Below are 22,683 nucleotides of genomic sequence, written 5' to 3'. Positions count from 1 at the left end.
AGGAATGCGAGTTTCCATGTTTTATCTCCTTGAATATGCTGGAGATACAATGTCTTTTTGCCAATTATGTTCCAAAAGTGAATAGATATGCGCCAAAAAGGACAGAAAACATCGAAAACAGGACGGTGATCATTACTTAAAATTCTAGAGTCTTTATTTTATTATTTCATTTTTTTGTAAAAACAGCGCGTCTTCTAAAATTTTAGTTTTTTTATATTGCACTTATGATTAAAAGAATGCCTCAATTATTCAAAATAAATATCAAAAGTATTCAATTCAAAAAGCTATGAGAGATAAAAGAGAAGGAAGAAACATTAGTGTTCTAAGCTGTTTTTCCTTCTCTTATTGCTCTATATCAAAACGATGCTCGAAAAATTATTTCAATCTTTTAAGTAAAAGCTCCCAACACCAAGAAGGCAGATTCAAAATTTTTGAGGCAATGTCTGACAATTTTAAGATTATATCCAAAATTGACTTTTTTGTTGTGTTTTCAGTTTTGGGATGAGATGCAATATGCATATGTTCTGATGGACTATTTTGTATGAAGGTACCGTAATTTATAATGTTCATTTGAATCGGTGTATTAGAAGGGTTATGCACTGTTATTGGTGTATAGTCGCTAAAGATTTCTTCTTTTATGTTTTTTATATCCTTTGTTTCAAATATATCTTTATACAAACTGTTTTTGCATTTTTCCAACATGGTGTTGCTGAAAATACAGACATTCATTATTTTTCCCATGAGTGTTTTTATTTTATGGATAAAACTTTCGACATAGCTTGTGAATGGATTTTTCAAAGCCATTTTAATATCGTTACTGATGCTGATTATTTTGTCGAGCGCTTTTTTTACTGAGGAGTCCAAAATATCTTTGATATTTGAAAAGTCATGCTCATCAAGTTTGTTGATCATATCATAAGACCATCCCGAAAGACAGGCAATCATTTCTATTGTTTGCTTGATCCCTTCCTTTTTGCTTATTTCTCTTAAGTCTTTAACTTTTGCACGTCGTAAACTAATCTCTGTATATGTTTTTCCTTCAACTGTAAGGGGTATCAGTAATGGGACGCGTGTTATTTCTATTATGCACATTCACAGCTCCTATGAGTCAATTAAATAAAAATATATTAAATTACAGTATTATATTTATCAATATGTTATACAGTTTTTTAAATTTTTTATCTTAAGTAAAAAGTTTCATGCAATGAGCAAAGTATATTTGTTTTTTTGCAGGGGTGTCATTATACTCTATGAGCTGATAGACCTAAATTCTTTACAATAAAGGTTTATGTTGATAGGCTTTTCAAGCTATTGTTGTGTTAGAAGTGGGCTTTGTACGGTCGTAATTTTGGAGTAGAGCCGTCAATAGACCGTTTTTCTTCCTTGAATTTTGTAGATTCATTTCACTCGATATTGTATGAGAATACCATTGTTGTCGCGGAGAAGGTATGTAATATCAGTGCATTTTATCTATGATGTTTCTGAAAAAGGTTGATGTGTGTTATAGCAAGATGTGTGTACAGGAAAGCTTATTTAGGGAATAACTTTTTGTCCCATGAAGTCCGTAAAACAAAACGCTGTCTATAAGAAAAATAATATTTTTACAAAGTAAAATAATAACACTTTTAATAATTATTATTTGTATGTATAAGCATAAAATATAATTATATTTGTTATATTTAATTAAATACTATTTAATCTCTAACTAAAAGTGTGATTTTCTTTATGATTCATAAATATACATTACCATTCATTATACTTATTGTATGTTTATCGACGGGGGGATTGATTTCTACCGACATTTTTTTACCAGCACTGGGAGAGATGCGTCAATATTATCAAGTGACACAATCTCAAATTCAGAGTGCAGTGGCAGTTTTTTTGTTGGCATTGGCACTTGGACAGCTCATTTATGGGCCACTGAGTGATAATTTTGGGCGTAAAAAAACACTTCTATTGGGCTTATTCTTGTGGTTATTTACAACATTTGGTGCGATTTATACGGTTCATATTCACGCTTTTCTTGTGTTACGTTTTTTGCAAGGTCTTGGTGCTTGTGCGGGACTTGTCTTAAGTCGTGCAATTATCAATGATTTGTTAGATAAAAAAGCAGCCGGAAAACTTTATTTGATTGTTTTCCCTTTTATTGGAATGTCACCAGCACTTGCACCTTTCATTGGTGGACTTTTGATACAAGCTTTTCATTGGCAGGCAACTTTTATCTTTTTAAGCTTTTTTATATTTTTGACCATTTTGCTGTGTTGTTTTGTGCTAACGGAAACTCTGCCCCCTCAAAAACGGCAGCATTTTTCTCCTGTAGGATTGATGAAGGCATATTTAGGCGTTTTTAGAAATAAACAATTTATTTTTTATGCACTTATTCCGTGTTTTTCTTACATAGCTTATTTTGCTTATATTGTGGAATCGCCTTTTTTACTCACGACTTTGGGGCTATCACCAATACACATTAGTTATAGCTACATTGGTGTCTCATTGCCCTATATTTTGGGAAATCTTTTGGCGCGATGGTTTTTTGAACGCGAGTCTATGGAAAAGACGGTCTGTCGAGGATACATTATTTTTGTTATAGGAGGCGTGCTCTTTGCTGTGCAAATGTATCTAAGCCCATGGCCCCTTGTGACAAGTTTTTTGGCTATTGCTGTTCTGACTTTTGGTAATGGTTTTTTATTGCCGTTAGGAACAGCGTTGGCTATTTCATCGCATCCGAAAGCTGCGGGAGCGGCTTCTGGTGTTATGGGATCTTTGCAATTAGGAAGTGCGGCGCTAAGTGCAGCGGTTATCGGAAAAATCTCTGGTCATAGCCCACGGGCTATGGCCACTTTGTTAGCTGTGTGTTGTATGATTGGTTTTATCATTTATATTCAAAAAGCGCGTCATTTTATGACCTCAGAAATGAGCTGAGTGAAATGATAAAAAGAAAGCATTATGCGGAAATGCTTTTGATGTTTTACACAAATGGGGCACCTGTACATTAGATGAATTTTTTTTTATTAAGTTGTTGGATTGAATGGGTTTAAAATTTGTTACAAGCTTAGTTTGAGTTTAACAAATCGATTATGATGGGGGGGAGTATGAGCCTAGAGTTTCAACATATTTTCATTATATTGGGTGGGAAAAGTTTTGGCTCTAATGCATGTTTTAAAATAAGGGGAGGAATTGATCAATGAGCCTTCCTATTATTATTCTTTCTCCTGTAATGCCAATTTGGGATGGTGGTGTTTTTTGTTCTCCATTGACAAAGCTATGCTTATCAAAAGGATTCCCTGTCACTCTGCTGGATACGCTTTCTCTTTTTCCTAAGAGTTCTCATGTTCTCAATCATTCTGCTGTAGATATTTTATCTTTTATAGAAGAAAAACTTAAAAGCTATTTTAAAGAGCCCGCAGTGCTTGTGGGATTTTCTATGGCTGGAATGTTGGTACAAATATTGGCAGCACGGCTTCCCAATGTTCAAGCTGTGCTTGCTGTGAATGCACCTGGCTATCTTGATAAGGTTTTGCAACGGCGCCTTGGAGATATTCTTGTTTACTTAGAAAATAATGATTTATCAGGAGCTTTGGAAATACTCAATGGTTTTATGCATCCTTCTGGCATTATGAAAAAAAGAGTTTTATTGGAGGCTCCTGATCAACAAAAAAGCGTGGCAATTGAACGCATGACAAGAGGCTTTAAACTCTTATTGGCGATGGATGCTAGAGATGAAATAGTTAAGTATAAGGGGAAGTTTTTAGCTTTAGTGGGAGAAAAGTCACAACTTGCAACGGTAGATAATCAGACGAAAAGTCCTTGTTTCAATCATGAATATAAGATCATCTCTGGTGCTGGTACGCGTTTGTGGGAGGATAATCCTGTTATGACGGATACAGTCATTGATGAATGGATGGAGGGATTATGAAAAAGAAAGTTCTTGTATTACCTGGTGATGGGATAGGACCAGAGGTTTGTGATGCTGCGCTGATGGTCTTAGAGCAATTTCAATTGCCAATAGAGTTTACTTATGGTGATATTGGTTTTGAATGTTGGAAACAGGAAGGAGATCCTGTCCCTCAAGCAACTTGGCAAAAAATTACTCAGAGTGATGCGATTTTACTTGGAGCTGTGACCAGTAAAGGAAAAGAAGCGGCTTTAAAAGAACTTGAACCGCATTTAAAAGAGCAAAACCTTGCCTATGTTTCTCCTGTACTTCAGCTTCGCCAAAAATTAGGGTTGTTTGCAAATATACGCCCTATAAGATACATCTTTGGTCCGAAAAAACCTTTTCATTTTTATGTTATCAGAGAAAATAGTGAAGGTCTTTATGCTGGATTGGATTTTCGGGGTATCACTCCTGAAGCAGCCGCTTGGTTAAGACATCCCAATTTGACAAAATATGGGCTTGAGGAAGCTGCGTGGACAGTCCGTTTGCAGACACGCTTTGGTTTAGAGCGGTTATTTGAATACGCTTTTTCTTATGCAAGAAAATATGGCATGAGGCGAGTTACTTTTGCTGATAAGCCCAATGTTATGCGAGAAAGTGGACAATTTTCGCGAGAAATTTTTGAGAAAATTGCGCAAAACTATCCGGAAATTGAAGCAGATATTCATAATGTTGATGCAGTTGCTTTGTGGATTGTAACGAAGCCAGAGCAGTTTGGCGTGATTGTTGCTGAAAATATGTTTGGCAATATTCTCTCTGATCTTGGCTCTGGAGTAATGGGAGGATTGGGGCTTGCACCTAGTGCAAATGTGGGGAGCGAGATTGCTTATTTTGAACCTGTTCATGGAAGCGCACTACGTATTGCTGGACAAAATAAAGCAAATCCTTCTGCGATGCTTTATACCACGGCTTTACTCTTAGAACATTTAGGCTTTAAAGATGCAGCAAAACAACTGTCTGAGAGTGTTGATCAGGTTATTCGTGCTGGAAAAACTGTATCTTACGATCTAGGAGGTGTAGCCTCTACCCGTCAAATGGCTGAAGCTGTTCGCAATTCTCTCATGAAACCTGTCTCTATTTGTCATGCGGCAATTATTACTATTGGTGATGAACTCCTTTCAGGACAATATTTGAATACGAATTTACAAGATCTAAGCCAAAGCTTAAACAAGAGAAATATTCAAGTCACACGTCATTTTGTTTGTGCTGATCAATTACAGCAAATCAGTGAAACTGTTGTTTCTTGTCTTGGACAAGAAGATCTTATCATTATCAGTGGGGGATTGGGACCAACATCAGATGACATAACACGTGATGCGGTTGCAAAAGCCGTGCAGCAGCCTTTGGTACATCATGAAGATGTTTGGCAAACAATAAAAGGTCAATTACAACGATTAGGGATTACGGCGGATAAGAGTAATGCGCGTCAAGCATTGTTTCCTGAGACAGCAACCGTGCTTGATAATCCTACGGGTACAGCACCAGGGTTTTATCTCTCTTGCGATGGAAGTACGCTTGTTGTTTTGCCTGGTCCACCATCACAGGCTCTTGCGCTTTTAGAGAATTATTTAGAACACAATGAGAAGAAATATTCTTCTGTATCGCGTGCGAGGTATGCATGGACTTTGATTGGAATTGATGAAAGTACCATTGCGCAGTGGGTTGATTGTCATCTTGAAAATGAGCCATTTGAACGGCATTTTTTATGGAAAAGTCCCTATGTTCTTGTGCAGCTGATTGGTCAATCAGAAGCGCCCTTGGAACAACATTTCGTGGAAGAATTTGAAAATCATTTTCACCCCTATTTGGTTGGTGCAGAAGTGACTACTACTTGTAAACAATTAGCGATGCATGCAGAGGTTCATTGGTCTTCCAATGATCCGCAGCTTTTAAAATATTTTCAACCCATAGAAAAAAGTACAAAAAATATTCCAAATCTTGAGGTTGAAGTGAGCCTATCACCTTCTATCGAGACATTAGAAAATCAAGAAGAAAGCCTTGGACATGCCACGATGACTATACGGATGAAAGGTTATGACGATGATCGTGTAACTTTTCCCTATACGCGACCACTTTTAGGTGTCGTCTTACAAGAATATGCAGCTTGGTTGGTTTTAAAAAGATATTTGCAAACTGAGAAAAGCAAATGAACCTCTATGGGGACGTAAAAATATTGCTCAAATTATTGAACGTTCTATTATAAGAAGTATTTTTATCCTTTTCTTAGGTGGTTTTTATCTATAGGTTAATTTTTCTTTTGATGTGTAATTAAATGACTTTGATTGATTCAAGATTAAGAAAAACTTTACTATATTTAGGCTCGCTGCATTCAATATTTATAAATGATTAATTATTATTATAAATCAATATGTTATCTTTAATAGAGCCTATGACAAGGAATCCAGGGGCTTCGTGTGCCTCAAGCGTTATAAATAATTAAGATTCTTTGTAAATCAAAAAGTGATGTTGTGAAAAGACAAGAAGTCGTGTCATTTACAGGAAAGCTTTGCAAATTTTATTGAAAAATACGTCCAGTTTATTGGAATATGTGCCATTCAGTTATCTGATAATAAATTGTTGTAAAGAGCTCATAAAATTTTTCCTATAAGTTTTGTGTGATTGCGCGATAGTTGGGAGTTCGCTTCCGAGGGGCGATATTTTTCAATTTGATAACAGGAAAAACTATTTTTTCTGTAAGACGTGAAAATTTAAGGAGTGATCATTTTATGCTTTTGTTTTTCTTTTGATTGGTAATTTTTAGGAATTTGTTTGAGGAAAATATTTAATGCGGTGTGTTGGTGAATGTGGTTAAAAACATTTTACGCGTGTGTGTGGGAAAAATAAAAATGTGTCTTAATTGTTGATAAGAGTGTCAATGTTTTTGATGAACAAATTTTAGGCGTAATTCTTAATATCTAGATAGGAAGTTCGTTGCAAATTTTTTAACAATTTGTGTCCTATTTGTTGTGGTGCGCAGTGGTCTTTTTAAGCAAAAAAGAAAGGGCTTTTATGTATCAGATTGATTACAACAGTTATCGTTCTGTCAAGAGTTTTAATCGTCGCGTTCGTTTTCTCGTCATGCATTATACGGCTCTTGATTTTAAATCCTCGATTATGGCGCTTACAGGAGAAAAGGTTAGTGCACACTATCTTGTTCCTGATCCTTCAGAGCAGACATATCGTGAGGCAGGTTTTACGGACATGCGTATTTTTAATCTGGTCGATGAAAATGAGCGTGCATGGCATGCGGGTGTGAGTTCATGGGCTGGGCATAGTCATCTCAATGATGCATCTATCGGGATTGAAATCGTTAATTTAGCGACTGGTCATTCTGAGTCTCCAGAAGAGACAGTTGATTTTATGGCTTATCATGATGAGGGGGGTATATTTCCTCCTTATAATCCAATACAAATTGATGCCGTTAAGGAGCTTGCATTGAATATTCTTCAACGGTATCCCGATATTATGCCAACTGATGTTGTGGGACATAGTGATATTGCCATTGGAAGGAAAAGTGATCCAGGAGCAGCTTTTCCATGGAGAGAACTTTATAGGGCAGGTATAGGAGCATGGTATGATGATGAACTAAAAAGTCATTATCAAGAGCAATTCTCTAAGAATTTTCCATCCAAAGAAGATGTTTTGGCGAAGCTAAAATGTTATGGATATGACATTTCTGCTGCGTGTACCCAAACAGGATACAAAGATTTGATCCGAGCATTTCAACTTCATTTTCGTCAAGAAAATTATGATGGGATTCTAGATGTTGAAACAGCAGCAATTCTTTATGCATTGGTTGATAAGTATTTTCCGTGAATTCAATGCTTTTTAATTGAAAATATGATTACGTGTAAGCCTTTTTCTTATCAAGAGAGGCTTCTTTTTGCCAATGGGCTTTATGTAAAAAAGAGCATTAATTGTGTAAAAAATCCCATGTACGGTATAAGGCGTTTTATGGAAACATAACTCTATAGAAGGCTCTGTGATTTGCAGAGATTAAATTTTATTGTTTCTTTGTGCTTATATTTTTCTTCCTTTAAAAACGAGTAAAGTCAAGATGTTGCGTATATGATGGCATGTTCCTTACGCAAGATAAAACGCTTCAATCAAAATGGCCTTTTATTGTATATTTACATGCTTGTTTTAAAGAAATGTTTTTTAGTCTGTATCACAACACATATTTTACAGCGACGTTCATAAAGAATATAATCTAAAATCCTCTATGAAGTGTATTCTCATTTTTATGCTTAATAAAAGTACCTAGCACCATTATATACTTTGCCAGATCTCAATGTTACTACAGCCCTTGGAACTTAAAACGATGCATAAAAGGATTTTCTTTACTTGTTTTTTTCACATGGCTCTCTCCATTTGTCATGTACAAGTGAATGGTTTTGGTTAATTGCAACATGCAAAATAATAGATTATCATTATAAATCAATGTGATGCAGATTCAAAAAAAGGTGGGTCGTTTACAGATTGCTACTGATAGGAGTCTCTATTTTTTAGAAGGGGAAGAGGTCAATTCATTTTTTGAAGACATATCTATTTTCTCTTTTATTGCTTTAGAGGATATTTTCATCGTTTTGACAACATGTTTCTTGATGATTAAGTTTTTTAATGCGAGGCAGTGTTGTAAAATGTTGTGTTTTAGGATGTTAGTAGAAGACACATTCATGCATATAAAAAACACAATGATGTCTTGTTTTTTCAATATTTTATCTGTTCAGTGTAGAATTTATCTGAGAAGATCATGAGCTGAATTAACAAAGGTGAAAAGTAAATTACCAAGAAAGACCAATTTGGTAATAAAGCAAAGGTATTTGTTCACCTTTAAAGGGCACGCAAGAGATTGTTTGAATTGATGTGTAAGCACCGCCTACGCAGTGTTCTTATCAAGCACATTAGGTTAATTTTCTGAGAATATTTTTGTGAAAGTCAGTAATTTTTGTCAAAAAGACAAGAAAATAAGTATCAAGAAAGATGCTCATGATGTTTGATTGCAAAAATAAAAACTGGCAACTTATGTTGCCAGTTTTTAAAATCTTTAGCTTAAATAGGATTAGAATGAACGCTGTAAACGGATCATACCTTGAAAAGCACTTTTTTTATTGAATAAATGTTTTTCATCATTATTTTTATCCGTTACAATGCGATCATCATTCCAATTAACATAGGTTAATTCAGGTGTAATTACAAATCCTGGAACCAGCGTATATGCAATATTTACAGAAGTTGCAAAAGTTTTTACAGCACTATAAGAAACTTGTGCATTTAAATTTGCCTTTGGAGTGAGTTTGTAAGTGGCACCTGCCCAAGCAGCCCATTTACCGCCCCAGTTTGCATAAATCGTTGTGCTTTTTCGTGATAACTCATCATTTCCATTTACTGTGTAGTAATCAAGGCCATTTTTATAACCAGCCATTACCCATAGATTGAAACGATCATTGATATTGAAATCTGCACGTACTTTTCCAGCCCACTTTTTGTAGTAAGTATCATATGCTGCAACCGCTGAAAAACCACCCCATTTTTGCATAAACTTTATACCCAAAACCACATTCGGGGTGTAATTTTTAATTGCTTTACTTGGAAGAGGAGTATCCTTCGTGATAGAAACAAGCTTATCATCTTTATCAATATAGTATCCTGTTGTTCCAGGAAGAGAATCTGAATTATTGCCTAATTCAGCTCCGATAATAGCAGAAAAGCCGGAGTCACCATTAAAGGTGTAGGAAATAAAATTGGTGCGTGTTGTGCCGGCAGGTGCTATGCTATCATCATTGAGAACATTTCCATAATCACCAGTCCAGCTGTTGAAAATTGTGTCATCAAGACCTACGCGAAAACCACCCAGTTCAATGTAAGCGGCTGAAAGCCTTGCACCAGCGCTGTCTCTACCATCACCCCAGCTTGAGAAAATTCTTGCATATGAACGGAGTGTTCCCATTTCTGTTTCAGAAGCTGCTTGAAAAACAAGGGTGAGCCGTGATGATGCGCCATAGGTTTTTCTTTTGTCTCTAAGTTCAGTTTCGCTTGTTGCATCGATATTATCACCGCCTATAAAATCAGCACGAACATTTCCTGATAAACGTATGCAGGTATCTGTTCCAGGGATATAAAAATATCCTTTTCCGTAGGCATCACAAACGCGAATATATTCTACAGGTTCGGGTTCGGCGATAACTGTTGAAGCAGCATGTACTCCAGAAATTGCTAAAAAAGCTGCTGTAGAGCTTAAAAAGAGGGATTTAATATTCATATAAGATCTCCGAGGTCCGTTTAATCTTCTTCTAAAGAGTATCATTCACCTAACGCATTAAGGACAAAGACATAAATAAAATACGCGGCACTTGTTACCTTAGCTATACTAATCTTTTTAGAGTTTCAAATATGAAATTACCTTTTTGTAATGTATACATGTACTATTCGAGATAATGTGGTAAAAAAGACACAATTTTTGTTTTGTTAACTTTTTATCCCTATGGGCTCAATAGGAGAAAAATTTCAGATATTTGGGAAAAAAGTCGAAAATGTCTTGAACTTTCTGTTGATACCATTTATGCCTCTCTGTTGGAGAGGTGGCCGAGTGGTCGAAGGCGCTCCCCTGCTAAGGGAGTAGGGCTCAAAAGGCTCTCGAGAGTTCGAATCTCTTCCTCTCCGCCATCTATTATTATATCTTCGCCATCTATTATTATAAAAGTAGTCGATTGTGTGTGGGAATTTTATTTTCAGTAATTTGTGCCCATTTGCTTTTCTACTAATCCCAATTTTGTGAAGCTTTTTAATTGCTTTTCTTGCTAGACGTTTTCTATCGGCTGTTTTGGTATAGAGTGGTGCTATTTTATCTTTCTTCCATCTAAATTTATTTGCGAAATTGTAATACCTGCGTTAGTAGCGCGTGTGGTTGCTCATTTTCTTAATTCCTGTGTTTATTTTTTATTTTATGTTTCATGAAACAAGTTACAAAAACTTTTTTTCTAATGGCGTAAACTAAAGCAAAACCAATGGGGGATGTTTTAAGCGCAATATGTTTTACGTAAATCGCTATGCCAATTTATATTAAAGGAAATATGATCAGTTGTGGAAAAAAATATCCCGAGAAAGATGGGTTTGTTTCAAAAGTTCTTATGCTTTTGTTGATAAAGGAAAGCGAATCTCTGTTGTAGCATCACATTGACGTTGCATATTTTTTAGCTAAGGATTGCTTATTTATTTTTATGGACATAGGGAGCAGCACGAACATTTGTAAGAATAAGCGGCCGTAAAGCTAGATATGTTACGGATTTTGTTCCAAAAAGTGTTTTTGACTTCTCTATATCGTTCCAATTGTTTGGTGGCACATTTATTATCTTATGACGTTGTTTTGCTAAGCTTTTGCTTTATCCGTTATGTCAGCTTTTATATATCAAATAGGGGAGAAAATATTGTATATATTTGCTAACGAGTCATTTCTAAAAACGGAAGAATCTTTTTAATTTTGAAAAAATATAAAAGCGAAAAAGGTGGAAATGAGCTCCCATTTTTATCATCATCTTATTAATTCAGTTTTATAACTTTCATACGTTTCTATGGTCGTGTCTTTTAAATAATGAAGATTATGTGTCTTACGTTTTTGTTTATCCCGTTGGGATTATGCCTCTCATATAAAAAGAATATTCTAAACACAAATATACTTGTGTTGCCAATTTATGCACTTGTGTTAAAGAGATATCTCTTAATGTGTATAAGCCTATTTTGCGACGGCACCTCTTAAATGGTATAAAATGCAAAAGTTTCTGTGAGGCATATAAAGTCTTATAGTGCCACACCATTTGTATACTTATGAAGATGCCACGAGGCATATTATACACCTGCTTCCATGTTGTGATAGACTTTGATTATGGGAGTTCATCAGAGGCATTTTTCTTTTCTAAATTGTTTTTATTTATACGGCTTTCTCCACTTATGATGTGCAAGCAATGATTTTGATTGTTTCAACCATAAAAACAGATTTTAAAAGAAAGGATCTTACAATATTCGAGTTTGCTATATTATGATTATAAATCAACATATTGCTTTATATTTTCATTGTATGTTGAAAGTTGGATGTGGCAATGCTCTCAAAAACGTATAGATCTCTTTTAGAAGAAAACATTGTGGGTGATAATTTTAAAAATTTTCCTCTCATAGAGACTTGTGAGAGTGTTTCATCCATCTCATGACAACCAAACCACACATGAAAAAAGTAATGGTCGGTAATATTAGGTAGTAAGATGGAGAAACTTTTGCAGGAAGAAAAGAAATAATACTTAATACTGTAATTGAAAATATTCTTCCGCTAAAAGATACAGCACCAACAATACCGGAAATATGCTGCGTTTGTTTTTGGTTAAGTTCTGAGAAAAATAAGCTTTTGGCCCCTATCGGTACAGTGCAAATAAATCCATGGATTAAAGAGAAGGCGATGACTGATGCAGCAGTTTGATGGCTATGAACTGAAAAATAGAGCGCTATGCACATCAGCGCAGAAAAGAAGGAAAAATATTTTATAGAATTCTTATATTTTTTATCAAGAACATGATACTTAGACATCAGTAAATTTGAAAAATATTGTGCTGAAAAGGCTCCAATATGGCAGAACATCAAGACGAGCATTTGCGAACCGTTGAGGTGATTAATTTTCCCCCCTGAAAGTATTATCGGTTGCCAGAAATGATAAATAATTTGAATACCAGCGCTAAAAAGGCACATGAGGAAAATAAACCATGCGCCTCCTACTGTATTTTGAAAGATCCAAAGCGTTTCCTTGGCATTGTGCAAGATTGTTTTTGTTTTGGATGTTTCAATTGTCGTTTTCTTTTCTTCCGGAACAATAAGGAATATCAAAAAAATAAATCCCATCATGAGGCATGAGATGATATATCCCATAAAATATTGTCCAGAGTAATAGATCGTTCCAATTCCTATAATCCCATTGAGAATACTTCCGAAAGAGTTAACTTGGTGGTAGAGATGAGCATAATGCGAAAAGTGATCCTGTTTATCGCCTAGAGAATGGTAAATCCATCCGTCAATGGCGCTGACAATGATGCAAATGCCCGCTGCATAGAGAATTTGCGCAATAATAAGTGCCGTCATATTGGGAGCTTGAAGGCATAGAAGATAAAATATTCCTGTCATAAAGACCCCAGCCATAACGGAATATTTACGTCGATATCTGTCAGATAAAACAGCGCAGGGAAAATCAAGCAGCAGGATGGTGGTGGAAAAGACAACCTGAAGCAGAGCTAATTGCGCCAGACTAACTCCCATGGACATTAAAAAAATAGCATGGTAAACGCCGATCAGCATGCGGACAGCATTATAGGATCCATAGTTGAGAGCAAGGGTGCGAGGTCTGTTCATTGTGTTGTTCCACAAACCTTACAGTGAGGATTTTTCTTTAGAGAACGCTCTTCTGTGAAAAGTTGGCTGCTCCATATCCCCACACGGCGATCCGTGGAAAGAAGGCTTCCATAACCACCCAAAAATTTAAGAGCATCATTAGCACACATGGCAGCTGAAAGTGCATTAACAGGGGGAAATGTAGCAACTTTGAAGTTATTATTAATCATAACACAAGCTTCATAAATAAGATGATCACTTTTTGCCGGAAGATTGCCTATAGACGAGCTACATGCGTAACAACCAGTTTTACCAGGTATGTAAAATGGACCAAAGACAGCTATATCATTAACATAACCGGAATTTATATAGGCTTGTTTATTTTTCACACACCATTCATTGATCCATAGGCCTAGCTGAACAGGTGAATCAGCAGAAATGATCCATAAATCAGCTTTGGGTAATTTGTTGATAGCCTCTTTTTCAGTAATCAACATTTGTAATTCATGAACTTCAATTTGGCTGTTTCTCCGCATCAGCTCACGTTTAAGAACTGTTGTTTTCGGAAGACCGATATCTTCTTCAGTAAAAAGAATTTGTCTGGTAAGGTTGGTCATCTCGATCACATCATTGTCAACAAGAGTCAATTTTCTAACGCCAGAGGATGCAAGCATTGCTGATACATGATTACCAATCCCACCACCCCCTAAAATGACGACACTTTTTTGCAAAAGAGTATGCTGAACAGAGGTTGGATGCATACCATAACATTTGATAATGGAGATGACTTCTGGAATACCGATTATTGAGGATATTGTCTGATGTTTCAGCTTTGACAAGAAAATGGTTAGAAACAAGAAAATCAAACGCACGGTCAAAATTTTCTTTTAACATGATTAATGATAGTGAATTGTAAACTTCATCTACTGTCTTTTTTTTGATCCATTGTGCCGCAATAAGCACTAAGTTCTCCCAAAAATTTTTATCATTGATAATAAACTGCTTTGAACCTGCACCAAAAATAGCATCCTCTTCACGAACAACAATATGTGTGTATTTTCCTAAAATATATTGTTGTTTCATTTATCCTCCCCACTTGTAGAGCAAACCAACTTTTCCCTGAAAAATAATTTCAGGTAAATTTCTTTAGTTATTACTTACATTCTGTATGATCCATGATTTCCTCCTCGTTATTGATGTTTTCATTATTCACCACATTACATGGGAGGAGGATCCTATATAAAATATTATTATTGTAAATGCATTTTTATGATGTAAAGTAAATATTCCTACATCAAATATTAATGAGCGTACATTGAGAAAAGAACGCATCTCATCAGTTTAAAACTCTATGATCTTTATTAACTTAAAAGTAATAGCATAAAATATAATATAAAAAATGAATAAATTTGAATTTATGTAAAAACACAAACTTTTTTATTGCTGCTACGGATAAAACAAACAAATCTATATTATAAAGTAGTTGATCACTACATTGATTGTGGTTATCCGTTTTGTATACGCATCATTTTATAATTGTTAGTATATTTATTAATCAAAATGTTATTTTTGAAGTAATTATAATATCCTATTAAAATATTTTAAAGTCACCTATAAAGTGATTAAATTGCTCCTATAGAGATATAAAGCTAGACAGAAAAATCTATGACTATTTTATTGAATAAATTAGTTTTTATAGCTTTATTTTGTTTGTTGAGTATTTAATTTGTGTACAATTTATCCCTTTTTATTTTTATCATAGATTATTCTAAATAGATTTAATAAATTTCATTATTAATTTTTCAATACAAATTTAATTGTTTATTTTAATTTATTGCATACGAGCAAATAAAAAATGTTTACAAAAAAAGTTCTGTTGAGGGAAGGCTTATTGCTTATCATATTTTTGCTAATATATCTTTTATCTACCTCGCATGGCTATACGGGTATGGATAAATTATTTTGTTCCCAAGTCGTTAAGGAACGAGATGATGCGGTTCAGAAGTTGGATTCAGCAAAGTTTGAAAAAGACAATGCGGAGAGAGGATGGAACGATACAATGCAAATATTGGGGGTGGCGGTAGAGGACTTGAAGAGAATAGCTTTTGAACAGCAGGCACTCTATTTTGCATTGCTGAAAAATATGCCAAATAACAAGCAATTGGCTTATAAATATGAAATAACGCAAAAGCGGAATGCTGCAATTTTTGAACGGCTCGAGAAGGTTTTTACTTTATTTGAGCATGTTGAGAAAAGAACAGAGGCTTTTCGAGAATTAAATGAAGCAAATAAGCTTAAGGATCAGTCTCAATCATTACATTATTTAGAAGTGATTTCTAAACATCAAGAACATATTGATAACTTAAATCAAGAGGTTAAAAGGCTCGATCACGAAGTTGATAATTTAAATAACAGGCTTCAAAGTCTGAGGAAAATATTTCGATAAGAAACGAAAAGTTATTCATTTAGAAGACACGCTTGAGCAACGAGATAAAGCTCTTACAGCACAAAGGAGGAAAGAAAAGTGACGGCTCTTATGGTACTTTGCGTATCACGAAGGATGAACTCATTCTCTCCCATGGAGAAAACCAAATCCATTTGAGTGAAAAAGGTTTGGTGCTTTCTCATCAATCAACCCGTGTTGAATTAACGGGCAGTGTGCATATTCAAGCAGAAGATTTGCAGCACAATCAAAAATCTGTTGGCGCAAGCCACAAACACGGTGGGGTCAAAATGGGTCCCTCCATAACCTCTTACCCCCTTTAAAGGAGTTTATCATGCGTGAGAACACTTATGTTATTTTAACCAATGCCGATTTTGTTGCTGGTCAACGTTCACCGGGCAAAGGTGAAGAAATTTGTTTAAGTGAGGAAGCGGCTAAATATCCGTTGCTGCTTGGTCAGATTGCTGAAAAACCAGCACCTGTTGTTTCTGCGCCCCCAACTGTTTCTAACACAAAGACAAGCAAAGGGGCTTAAAGCATGCGGTGCGGGATGAGCGAAAAGGATGGCTCTCTCTTATATGGTTGGGCACATTGTCAACAGTCACTTCGTAAATGTCTGACGACAAGAATTGGGACACGGGTTTTGCGTCGTCATTATGGATGTGATGTTGGAGCATTCCAAGATGCCAATGCTGATCCTGCGACGATGATGCAGCTTTATCAAGTAATTGTTGAAGCACTCGATGATCCAGAGTGTGGAGAGCCTGGGTTTTCGTTGCAGAGGATTGATCTGACAAAAGCAACACGTGAAGGCACATTTCATTTGTTTTAACGGGCCATTTTGTTTTAACGGGTGTTTTTTATCTCAATGAGCATTTGGGGGATTGGTCGCATAAGGAACCAATGAGTATTGATTTAGAGGTTGGTGATGACAGAGTTTGAACCTTTATCCATTCCACAAATTCCCCCTCCACAACTCCCTTTGCCACAAATTATTGAAGAGCTTTCTGTTGAAGCAATTTTAGAGCAAAAGATCACGCGTTTGACTGAGCTTTTTGCGGCGCATCATATTCCTTATAATGTGGAAAAGACGGCTTATGATCCGGTGGTCATTCAATTGCAAGCGGCCGCTTATGAAGAGTTGCTATTGCGCCAGCGGATTAATGAAGTGGCGCGGGATAATTTACTCACATTTGCGCGTGGAACAAGTTTAGATCATTTGGGGGATTTTCATGGGGTCACGCGCCTTTTGGATGAAGATGATGAGCGTTTGCGCCGTCGTATTCGCTTGAATAGACAAGGACATTCCACAGGTGGCACAGTGCCACGTTATCAATATTTTGCCCTCTCAAGCGATATCCATGTCAAAGATGCTTTTGTTTATCGTGAGGGTAAAAGTCCACTTATTCATGTTGCGCTTTTTAGTGACGCCCCTTCAGGGGTGGCTGATGAAGCTTTGATTGCCAAGGTACAAGCAGCCCTTGATGCCCCTCATGTTAAAATGACCAATGACCACATCCTTGTGAAAAGCGCGGTACAGCGGATGATCAATGTTTCTGCTGATTTTTGGTTGTTACCGGATGAAGGATCCTTTGTTTTGGAAAGAGCGGAGCAGAATTTAAGAGCAGAATGGGCGCGTGCGCAAAGGCTTGGGCGTGATCTGTCTTTAAGTTGGATACTAAGCCGCCTGATGGTTGAGGGCGTTCACCATGTGAACATAACGCAACCTTGTGAGGATATTTTAGTCGCACCTGATGAAGCAGTAGCTTTAGGGGAAATTATTTTGTCAAAGCAGGGGCGTGCTTCTTGATGTCCTCGTTGTTATTGCTGCTTAATTTCAGCCATTATTTTTCTGAAAAAAGAAGCTTTGTAGGGAGAAGAGCATACATGGAGCAGGGCGTAAAACGATGAAATGCATATAACTGATCCAGTAATGTTGACAATAATCGCTCAATATGTTGCTCTGGTTACTTAAACAAATGGCTAGATTGGCTTTTATTCTCTGAGATAAGTGCTACTATTGATGAGATAGAATGCGGATGAGCGAATTATTAGTTAAGGAATTAGAGTAATGGGGGGAAAAAATAATCGTCAAGATTTGAGTTGTTTCGGAATCGCTGTATTCGGTATGATTATTATGATTTTGGGGATGGGGATTGGGCGATTTTTCTATACGCCGGTATTTCCAGTTATGTTGGATGAAGGATTGTTTACCTTTAAGCAACTTTCTTATATAGCTAGCGCTAATTATGGCGGTTATTTAGTTGGGAGTATGTTTTTTTCGTTTTGCAGAGTTGGGAATATATCCCGTGCTCCCTACATGCTATTTGGTGCAGCTATAGTGACGAGTGCACTTATTTTTGCCATGGCGTTAACAACAAACTTTTACTTGGTCTTCTTTATCCGCTTTGCTGCCGGTATCGCGAGTGCAGCAATGATGATTTTTGGTTCTATTACGGTTATGCAGCATACTCACAAGCTGTGGGTTATTGCTTCACTTTATGCAGGTGTGGGAGTTGGTATTCTACTGGGTAATGAGTATGTTATTATTGGTTTGAGTAAATCGCTGAACGCGAAAAATATTTGGTTTGGAGCTGGTTTTATATCTGTTGTATTGTTGCTCTTGTTGTTTATTTTATTTCCACGTCGTGTTGATGCGTCTCAATTTGCTGGTAATGAGTCATTGGCACACGAAAATATCGTTTGGTGGGAACTCGCTCTGATTTATGGGCTCGCTGGGTTTGGTTATATTATTGTCGCGACATATCTTCCTCTGATGGCGAAAACATTTAATTTCCCACTACTCGCTAACCATTTATGGTCGTTTGTTGGAATAGCCATTGTTCCTAGTTGTTTCATTTGGTTATGGGGAGCCCATCGGTGGGGGGTATTACGTTGTCTGATGCTCAATTTGCTTATCCAAGGAGGATGCGTATTACTGACATTATTCAGCCAGTCTCTTGTACTGATAGTTCTCAGTTGCATAGGGTTTGGATTTACTTTTATGGGGACGACCTCTCTAGTTATGCCGTTAGCTAAGCGTTTATATGCGCCGTATGGCATAAATCTGCTAGGCTTGGCTACCTTAACTTACGGTTTTGGCCAAATATTAGGACCTCTCTTGACGAGTTTTTTACAGTTTGGTTCACATGCCATTGCGCTTTCCGTTATCTGTGGTGCTGTAGCGCTTTTTGCTGCTGCTGGAATCTGCCAATATTGTCTTTGTAAAAAGGTCGTTGGCGTTTCATAAACCCGCAATCTTCACTAAAAAGTCGAGAGAATTTATTACGTTCTTTTTGAAACATTTTGTGAAAGTCAAATTATTCTAATAGGGGAGATTAAAGAATGCTTCACTCTACAGTCGCTATTTTGGGCGTTGGTCCTCGTGGGATCAGTATTCTCGAACGCTTGCTCACACTTTATTCCCATTATCCATTTTCTGGGAACATTGATATTTTATTGATTGATCCCAATGAGATGGGAACCGGTACCCATAGTGTGCATCAGCCAGATCATTTATTGGTTAACACTGTTGCTTGCCAGATTACTTTATTTGGTGATGATACAGTTAAGGGGGTAGGGCCTATTCGTAAGGGACCGAATTTCTATCAATGGGCTATTCAACAAGGTTATCGTAATATTAACGGTGTTTTTTCTCGTACAGAGCATAATGTTGGGAAAGAAATCAAAGAAAATGATTATTTATCACGTCGTTTGTTAGGGGAATACCTGTCTTGGGCTTACCAAGAGCTCACGCAAGATTTACCTTCCGGTATTCGTATTAAGGAGATCCGACAAAAAGTTATCAATCTCCATATCCACCAAGATAATAAAACGGATGTTCTTTTGGAAGATGGCTATCGTTACAGTGTAGATTTTGTTTATATTACCACGGGTCACGGTAAGAATACATATTCATCGCATGATGAAAATCTGCAACAGTTTGTGGCTGGTCATCAAATGAAAAACGCGCTTTTGAATTATTATTCGAATCCTTATCCAATTGAAAAGTTGGACTCTATACAATCTCAGTCTCGTGTGCTGGTGCAGGGAATTGGATTAACTAGCTATGATGTCTTGTCGCAATTGACTTACGGTCGCGGTGGGACTTTTACTGAAAATGCTGGACAATTGCACTACATGCCAAGTGGCAAAGAACCGAAGATAGCTCTATTCTCCCGTCAAACATTGCCTTTTAGTAGTCGCGGGATTAATCAAAAGGGTGGTAGTGGGCAATATATACCATCATTCCTTACTCTCGATGCAATACATCATCTGCGTAAGCAATCCAGCATTGCTAACGGTTCTCCGAAGCTGGATTTCGAAACGCAGCTTTTACCTCTGTTGCTTAAAGAAATGTGTTATGTCTATCGAAGTACGCAGCTGGGGCACTGGCTAGACCCTGAAACCTATGTTGTTACTTCCAAAGACGAGCAGTGTATTCAAGCGTTGCTGTATCCTCATCGAAATAAAATATTTGCCTCTTTGAAGGATTATACAAGATTCTTCATGGAGCATTTGAAGGACGATCTTCATTCTTCCGCTGCAGGTAATGTTGATGGCCCAGTGAAAGCTGCTACAGATGTGCTACGAGATGTCCGTGATATCTTACGTTCAGCAATTGATTTTTGCGGGTTAACGTCTTCATCTCACAAGTACTTTATTGAATATTTTAATCCAAACTTTAACCGTATTTCTGTCGGCCCACCGATGCAGCGAAACCAAGAGTTGAAGGCTCTGATGGAGGCTGGTATCGTGACTTTGGCTGGCGGACCTTCACCTAAACTTGTTCTCAATGCTAGTACTAGCCGTTTCGAAATTCAGTCTGTTTTCCAAGATGAAAACAGTTCAGTTGATGGAGATGTGCTGATCACGGCCAAGATTGATAGTTTTTCTCCGTTGCGTGATGAGTCTCCTTTTATCAAAAATTTGGCTGCTCAGGGTATCATCCGGCCATTTATCAACCAAGGATATCATCCTGGTGGTATTGATATTGACTGTCAGCAGCATCCTATAGATACTAAAGGACAAGTACAAAATACATTATGGGTGGTAGGTAATCCAGTAGAGGGGGCCAATTTTTATACATATATTTTGCCTAGACCTTTAGTTAATTCGCGTGCACTGCGGGATGCAGGGCACTGTGTCATTGACATGTACGAGCAGCTTCTTAATCGCCACTCAGTCAAAGATTCAACAATTAATGTACATTGATGATGTAAAAAGCTTCCTGATACGCATGTCCTTCGTATCCGCTATAATAGCGATGCTGATGCTATTCATTTTTCTTATATCTATCTCAATGAGAACTTGGTTTCTTATTCCATTGGCTGGAGTGACTGTTTTCGGTTATTTGCTTTTGACGATACCATACTGGTGGTTGAAGGGGAATGCACGCAGTGGTGTGGTCATCCTGTTGGCTTGTACTTTAGTGCTGATATGGCGTAGGCATTTTCCTGATGTTAGTACTGTGCTTGTGCGTTTTACTGATGTCTTTTGGCTATTACTCGCCATGGGATTGTTGCGCCATGTGATGAATATATGGCGTATTTCAGAATTTCTCTCTGAACGGTTGATGCGCTATGGAAAGGGTTCGCTTACCCTGTCCATCGCGATACTGACTGCGTTTCTAGCTTGGCCGATGAGTTTGGGGGTTATCCCCCTAATGATTGATGCCTTGAAGAAAAGTGTTTTTCCCTCTCTCCATTTGGCCGCTATTGTGATGCGAATGATGAGCATCACAATGGTACTGATGCCAACCAGCATCGGTGCAGCAACAGTTTTCTCTGCTATGCCTAGAACACCAATATTCACATCCGCTGCTTTGGGGATACCACTTTTTCTATTCAGTCTGTTGTTGTTGTGCCTTTCTCCTGTTGTACCGCTAGCTAATCCGATTATTTGCGATGAGAGGAGAGCGAATAAAGAAGGAGAGAGATTAAGAATTTGGATTTTTTTGATATTGTTCTGGCTAACATTTATCGTTGCGTTGACAGTTATCAGGTTGAATGCACTAGAAAGCATTGCGTTGACGGCGAGCATTCTATATGTCATTGAGCGTGGGAGTTCACGCAGTGTTGATTTTTTGACTCCTTTGGTGGCAGTGATACGCAGTATATCAAGTGAAATTCTGTTGTTGCTAGGTTGTAGTCTGCTAATATCTACTTGTGATTTGCTTATTCCTTTGTTGCCGGTGACGTTTAGTCACTCATTGGCATCACTCTCTGTTTGGCAGCGCTATGCCTGTATTCTCTTCGTATTGCCAATTTTCAGTGTAGCAGGAATTCACCCTATGGTGCTATTTAGTTTGGCATTTCCCTTACTAGGGTCATCGATAACTTATGGGGTTACGGATTATTTGGTTTGGATTTGCTTCTTTATTGCAGCTCAACTCCTTTCTCCTGTATCGATAAATGCTATTTTTGCTTCCAGTAGCCTGCATATTTCACCGGTGGATACGAGCTTTAAAATGCATAGCTATTATGTATTAATATTTAATCCTTTTGCGTTCATTTATTTGAGCTTTTTTGTACAATATTTGTAAATTATGGAGATCTTATGCCTTACATAAACATTAAAATTACTAATGAAGGGGTTACCTCTGAACAGAAACGGCAACTAATAGAAGGGGCAACTCAATTATTAGTTAATATTCTGAATAAAAATCCGAAAACGACTGTTGTAGTGATTGATGAGGTGGAGACAGACAATTGGGGTATTAATGGTGTTCCCGTTACAGAATTAAGGAAAGATCAAAATAAAGAATAACTCTATGTATTTGACAATAATTTAAGGTCAATAGGGTTAATCAATATAAAAAATCACGTCCTTTAGCAACATTTGATCAAATCACCATTGGTGCGGTTGTTACAGCCCCTGATGCTGACAACCAAGTTTTTCCCCTCAACGAGCCTATCCTTATCTTTACGCATGAGGG

General features: G+C 37.0%; 17 protein-coding genes, 1 tRNA gene and 2 pseudogenes. 14 read left to right on the top strand and 6 right to left on the bottom strand.

Annotated elements, in window-relative coordinates:
- Window positions 1-375: 375 nt before the first annotated feature.
- The gene (locus ACFIKD_RS08165; protein ID WP_375636618.1) at window positions 376-1,092 is read right to left on the bottom strand and encodes a phage tail assembly protein; all 717 of its coding nucleotides are present in this window, start codon (window positions 1,090-1,092) and stop codon (window positions 376-378) included.
- A gap of 633 nt (window positions 1,093-1,725) precedes the next feature.
- Between ACFIKD_RS08165 and ACFIKD_RS08160 the strand changes: the two genes are divergently transcribed.
- The 4 genes from ACFIKD_RS08160 to ACFIKD_RS08145 all read left to right on the top strand — a co-directional run bounded on the left by ACFIKD_RS08160 (window position 1,726) and on the right by ACFIKD_RS08145 (window position 7,753).
- Window positions 1,726-2,922 (top strand): multidrug effflux MFS transporter, encoded by a 1,197-nt coding sequence (locus tag ACFIKD_RS08160; protein WP_375636617.1) that lies wholly within the window; start codon window positions 1,726-1,728, stop codon window positions 2,920-2,922.
- Between the two features lie 262 nt (window positions 2,923-3,184).
- Entirely contained in the window at window positions 3,185-3,916 is a 732-nt protein-coding gene (locus tag ACFIKD_RS08155) for an alpha/beta fold hydrolase (protein WP_375636615.1), read from the top strand.
- Entirely contained in the window at window positions 3,913-6,087 is a 2,175-nt protein-coding gene (locus tag ACFIKD_RS08150) for an isocitrate/isopropylmalate family dehydrogenase (protein ID WP_375644994.1), read from the top strand. Before ACFIKD_RS08155 ends, ACFIKD_RS08150 begins: the two co-directional genes overlap by 4 nt.
- Window positions 6,088-6,946: 859 nt before the next feature.
- Window positions 6,947-7,753: an N-acetylmuramoyl-L-alanine amidase gene (locus tag ACFIKD_RS08145; RefSeq protein ID WP_375647705.1), complete on the top strand. Its 807-nt coding sequence runs from the start codon at window positions 6,947-6,949 to the stop codon at window positions 7,751-7,753.
- Window positions 7,754-8,999: 1,246 nt separating this feature from the next.
- Here the strand turns inward: ACFIKD_RS08145 and ACFIKD_RS08140 are convergent.
- Complete coding sequence (locus ACFIKD_RS08140) at window positions 9,000-10,199, bottom strand: porin (protein ID WP_375647704.1); 1,200 nt, start codon at window positions 10,197-10,199, stop codon at window positions 9,000-9,002.
- Between the two features lie 313 nt (window positions 10,200-10,512).
- On the opposite strand from ACFIKD_RS08140, the gene ACFIKD_RS08135 reads away from it, so the two are divergent.
- Window positions 10,513-10,603 (top strand) — tRNA-Ser (locus tag ACFIKD_RS08135).
- Window positions 10,604-10,708: 105 nt separating this feature from the next.
- On the opposite strand, the pseudogene ACFIKD_RS08130 reads toward ACFIKD_RS08135, so the two are convergent.
- The 4 genes and pseudogenes from ACFIKD_RS08130 to ACFIKD_RS08115 form a co-directional block, all read right to left on the bottom strand.
- Window positions 10,709-10,848 (bottom strand): annotated as a pseudogene (locus tag ACFIKD_RS08130) (integrase); the annotation flags it as partial.
- Between the two features lie 1,255 nt (window positions 10,849-12,103).
- The gene (locus ACFIKD_RS08125; protein WP_375647702.1) at window positions 12,104-13,324 is read right to left on the bottom strand and encodes an MFS transporter; all 1,221 of its coding nucleotides are present in this window, start codon (window positions 13,322-13,324) and stop codon (window positions 12,104-12,106) included.
- Complete coding sequence (locus tag ACFIKD_RS08120; RefSeq protein WP_375647700.1) at window positions 13,321-14,034, bottom strand: ThiF family adenylyltransferase; 714 nt, start codon at window positions 14,032-14,034, stop codon at window positions 13,321-13,323. Before ACFIKD_RS08120 ends, ACFIKD_RS08125 begins: the two co-directional genes overlap by 4 nt.
- Window positions 13,991-14,386, bottom strand: a complete 396-nt coding sequence (locus ACFIKD_RS08115) for a hypothetical protein (RefSeq protein WP_375636604.1) — start codon at window positions 14,384-14,386, stop codon at window positions 13,991-13,993. Before ACFIKD_RS08115 ends, ACFIKD_RS08120 begins: the two co-directional genes overlap by 44 nt.
- 772 nt (window positions 14,387-15,158) lie before the next feature.
- Here ACFIKD_RS08115 and ACFIKD_RS08110 point away from each other — a divergent pair.
- The 9 genes and pseudogenes from ACFIKD_RS08110 to ACFIKD_RS08070 all read left to right on the top strand — a co-directional run bounded on the left by ACFIKD_RS08110 (window position 15,159) and on the right by ACFIKD_RS08070 (window position 22,514).
- Window positions 15,159-15,749, top strand: a complete 591-nt coding sequence (locus ACFIKD_RS08110) for a hypothetical protein (RefSeq protein ID WP_375647698.1) — start codon at window positions 15,159-15,161, stop codon at window positions 15,747-15,749.
- Between the two features lie 32 nt (window positions 15,750-15,781).
- The gene (locus ACFIKD_RS08105; RefSeq protein ID WP_375647696.1) at window positions 15,782-16,069 is read left to right on the top strand and encodes a hypothetical protein; all 288 of its coding nucleotides are present in this window, start codon (window positions 15,782-15,784) and stop codon (window positions 16,067-16,069) included.
- Between the two features lie 11 nt (window positions 16,070-16,080).
- A complete protein-coding gene (locus ACFIKD_RS08100) occupies window positions 16,081-16,281 on the top strand; it encodes a hypothetical protein (RefSeq protein WP_375636599.1) in 201 nt (66 codons plus the stop codon).
- A 3-nt stretch (window positions 16,282-16,284) separates the two neighbouring features.
- Window positions 16,285-16,688: pseudogene (locus tag ACFIKD_RS08095) on the top strand (GPW/gp25 family protein).
- A complete protein-coding gene (locus ACFIKD_RS08090; protein WP_375647695.1) occupies window positions 16,675-17,556 on the top strand; it encodes a baseplate J/gp47 family protein in 882 nt (293 codons plus the stop codon). The pseudogene ACFIKD_RS08095 and the gene ACFIKD_RS08090 overlap by 14 nt, the downstream one beginning before the upstream one ends.
- 261 nt (window positions 17,557-17,817) lie before the next feature.
- A complete protein-coding gene (locus tag ACFIKD_RS08085) occupies window positions 17,818-18,996 on the top strand; it encodes a YbfB/YjiJ family MFS transporter (protein WP_375644988.1) in 1,179 nt (392 codons plus the stop codon).
- Window positions 18,997-19,091: 95 nt separating this feature from the next.
- Window positions 19,092-20,960: an FAD/NAD(P)-binding protein gene (locus tag ACFIKD_RS08080; protein ID WP_375647694.1), complete on the top strand. Its 1,869-nt coding sequence runs from the start codon at window positions 19,092-19,094 to the stop codon at window positions 20,958-20,960.
- A gap of 88 nt (window positions 20,961-21,048) precedes the next feature.
- On the top strand, window positions 21,049-22,290 hold the full coding sequence (locus tag ACFIKD_RS08075) for a hypothetical protein (RefSeq protein WP_375647693.1): 1,242 nt from the start codon (window positions 21,049-21,051) through the stop codon (window positions 22,288-22,290).
- A gap of 14 nt (window positions 22,291-22,304) precedes the next feature.
- Window positions 22,305-22,514, top strand: coding sequence for a 2-hydroxymuconate tautomerase family protein (locus ACFIKD_RS08070; protein WP_015856802.1), 210 nt, complete (start codon window positions 22,305-22,307; stop codon window positions 22,512-22,514).
- The last annotated feature ends 169 nt before the right edge of the window (window positions 22,515-22,683 follow it).

It is taken from the genome of Bartonella sp. CR84HXZ, from assembly GCF_042194535.1.
Lineage (GTDB): Bacteria > Pseudomonadota > Alphaproteobacteria > Rhizobiales > Rhizobiaceae > Bartonella > Bartonella grahamii.
Note: the sequence above shows the minus strand (reverse complement) of the source record. Positions and strands in the feature narration are given on the sequence as shown.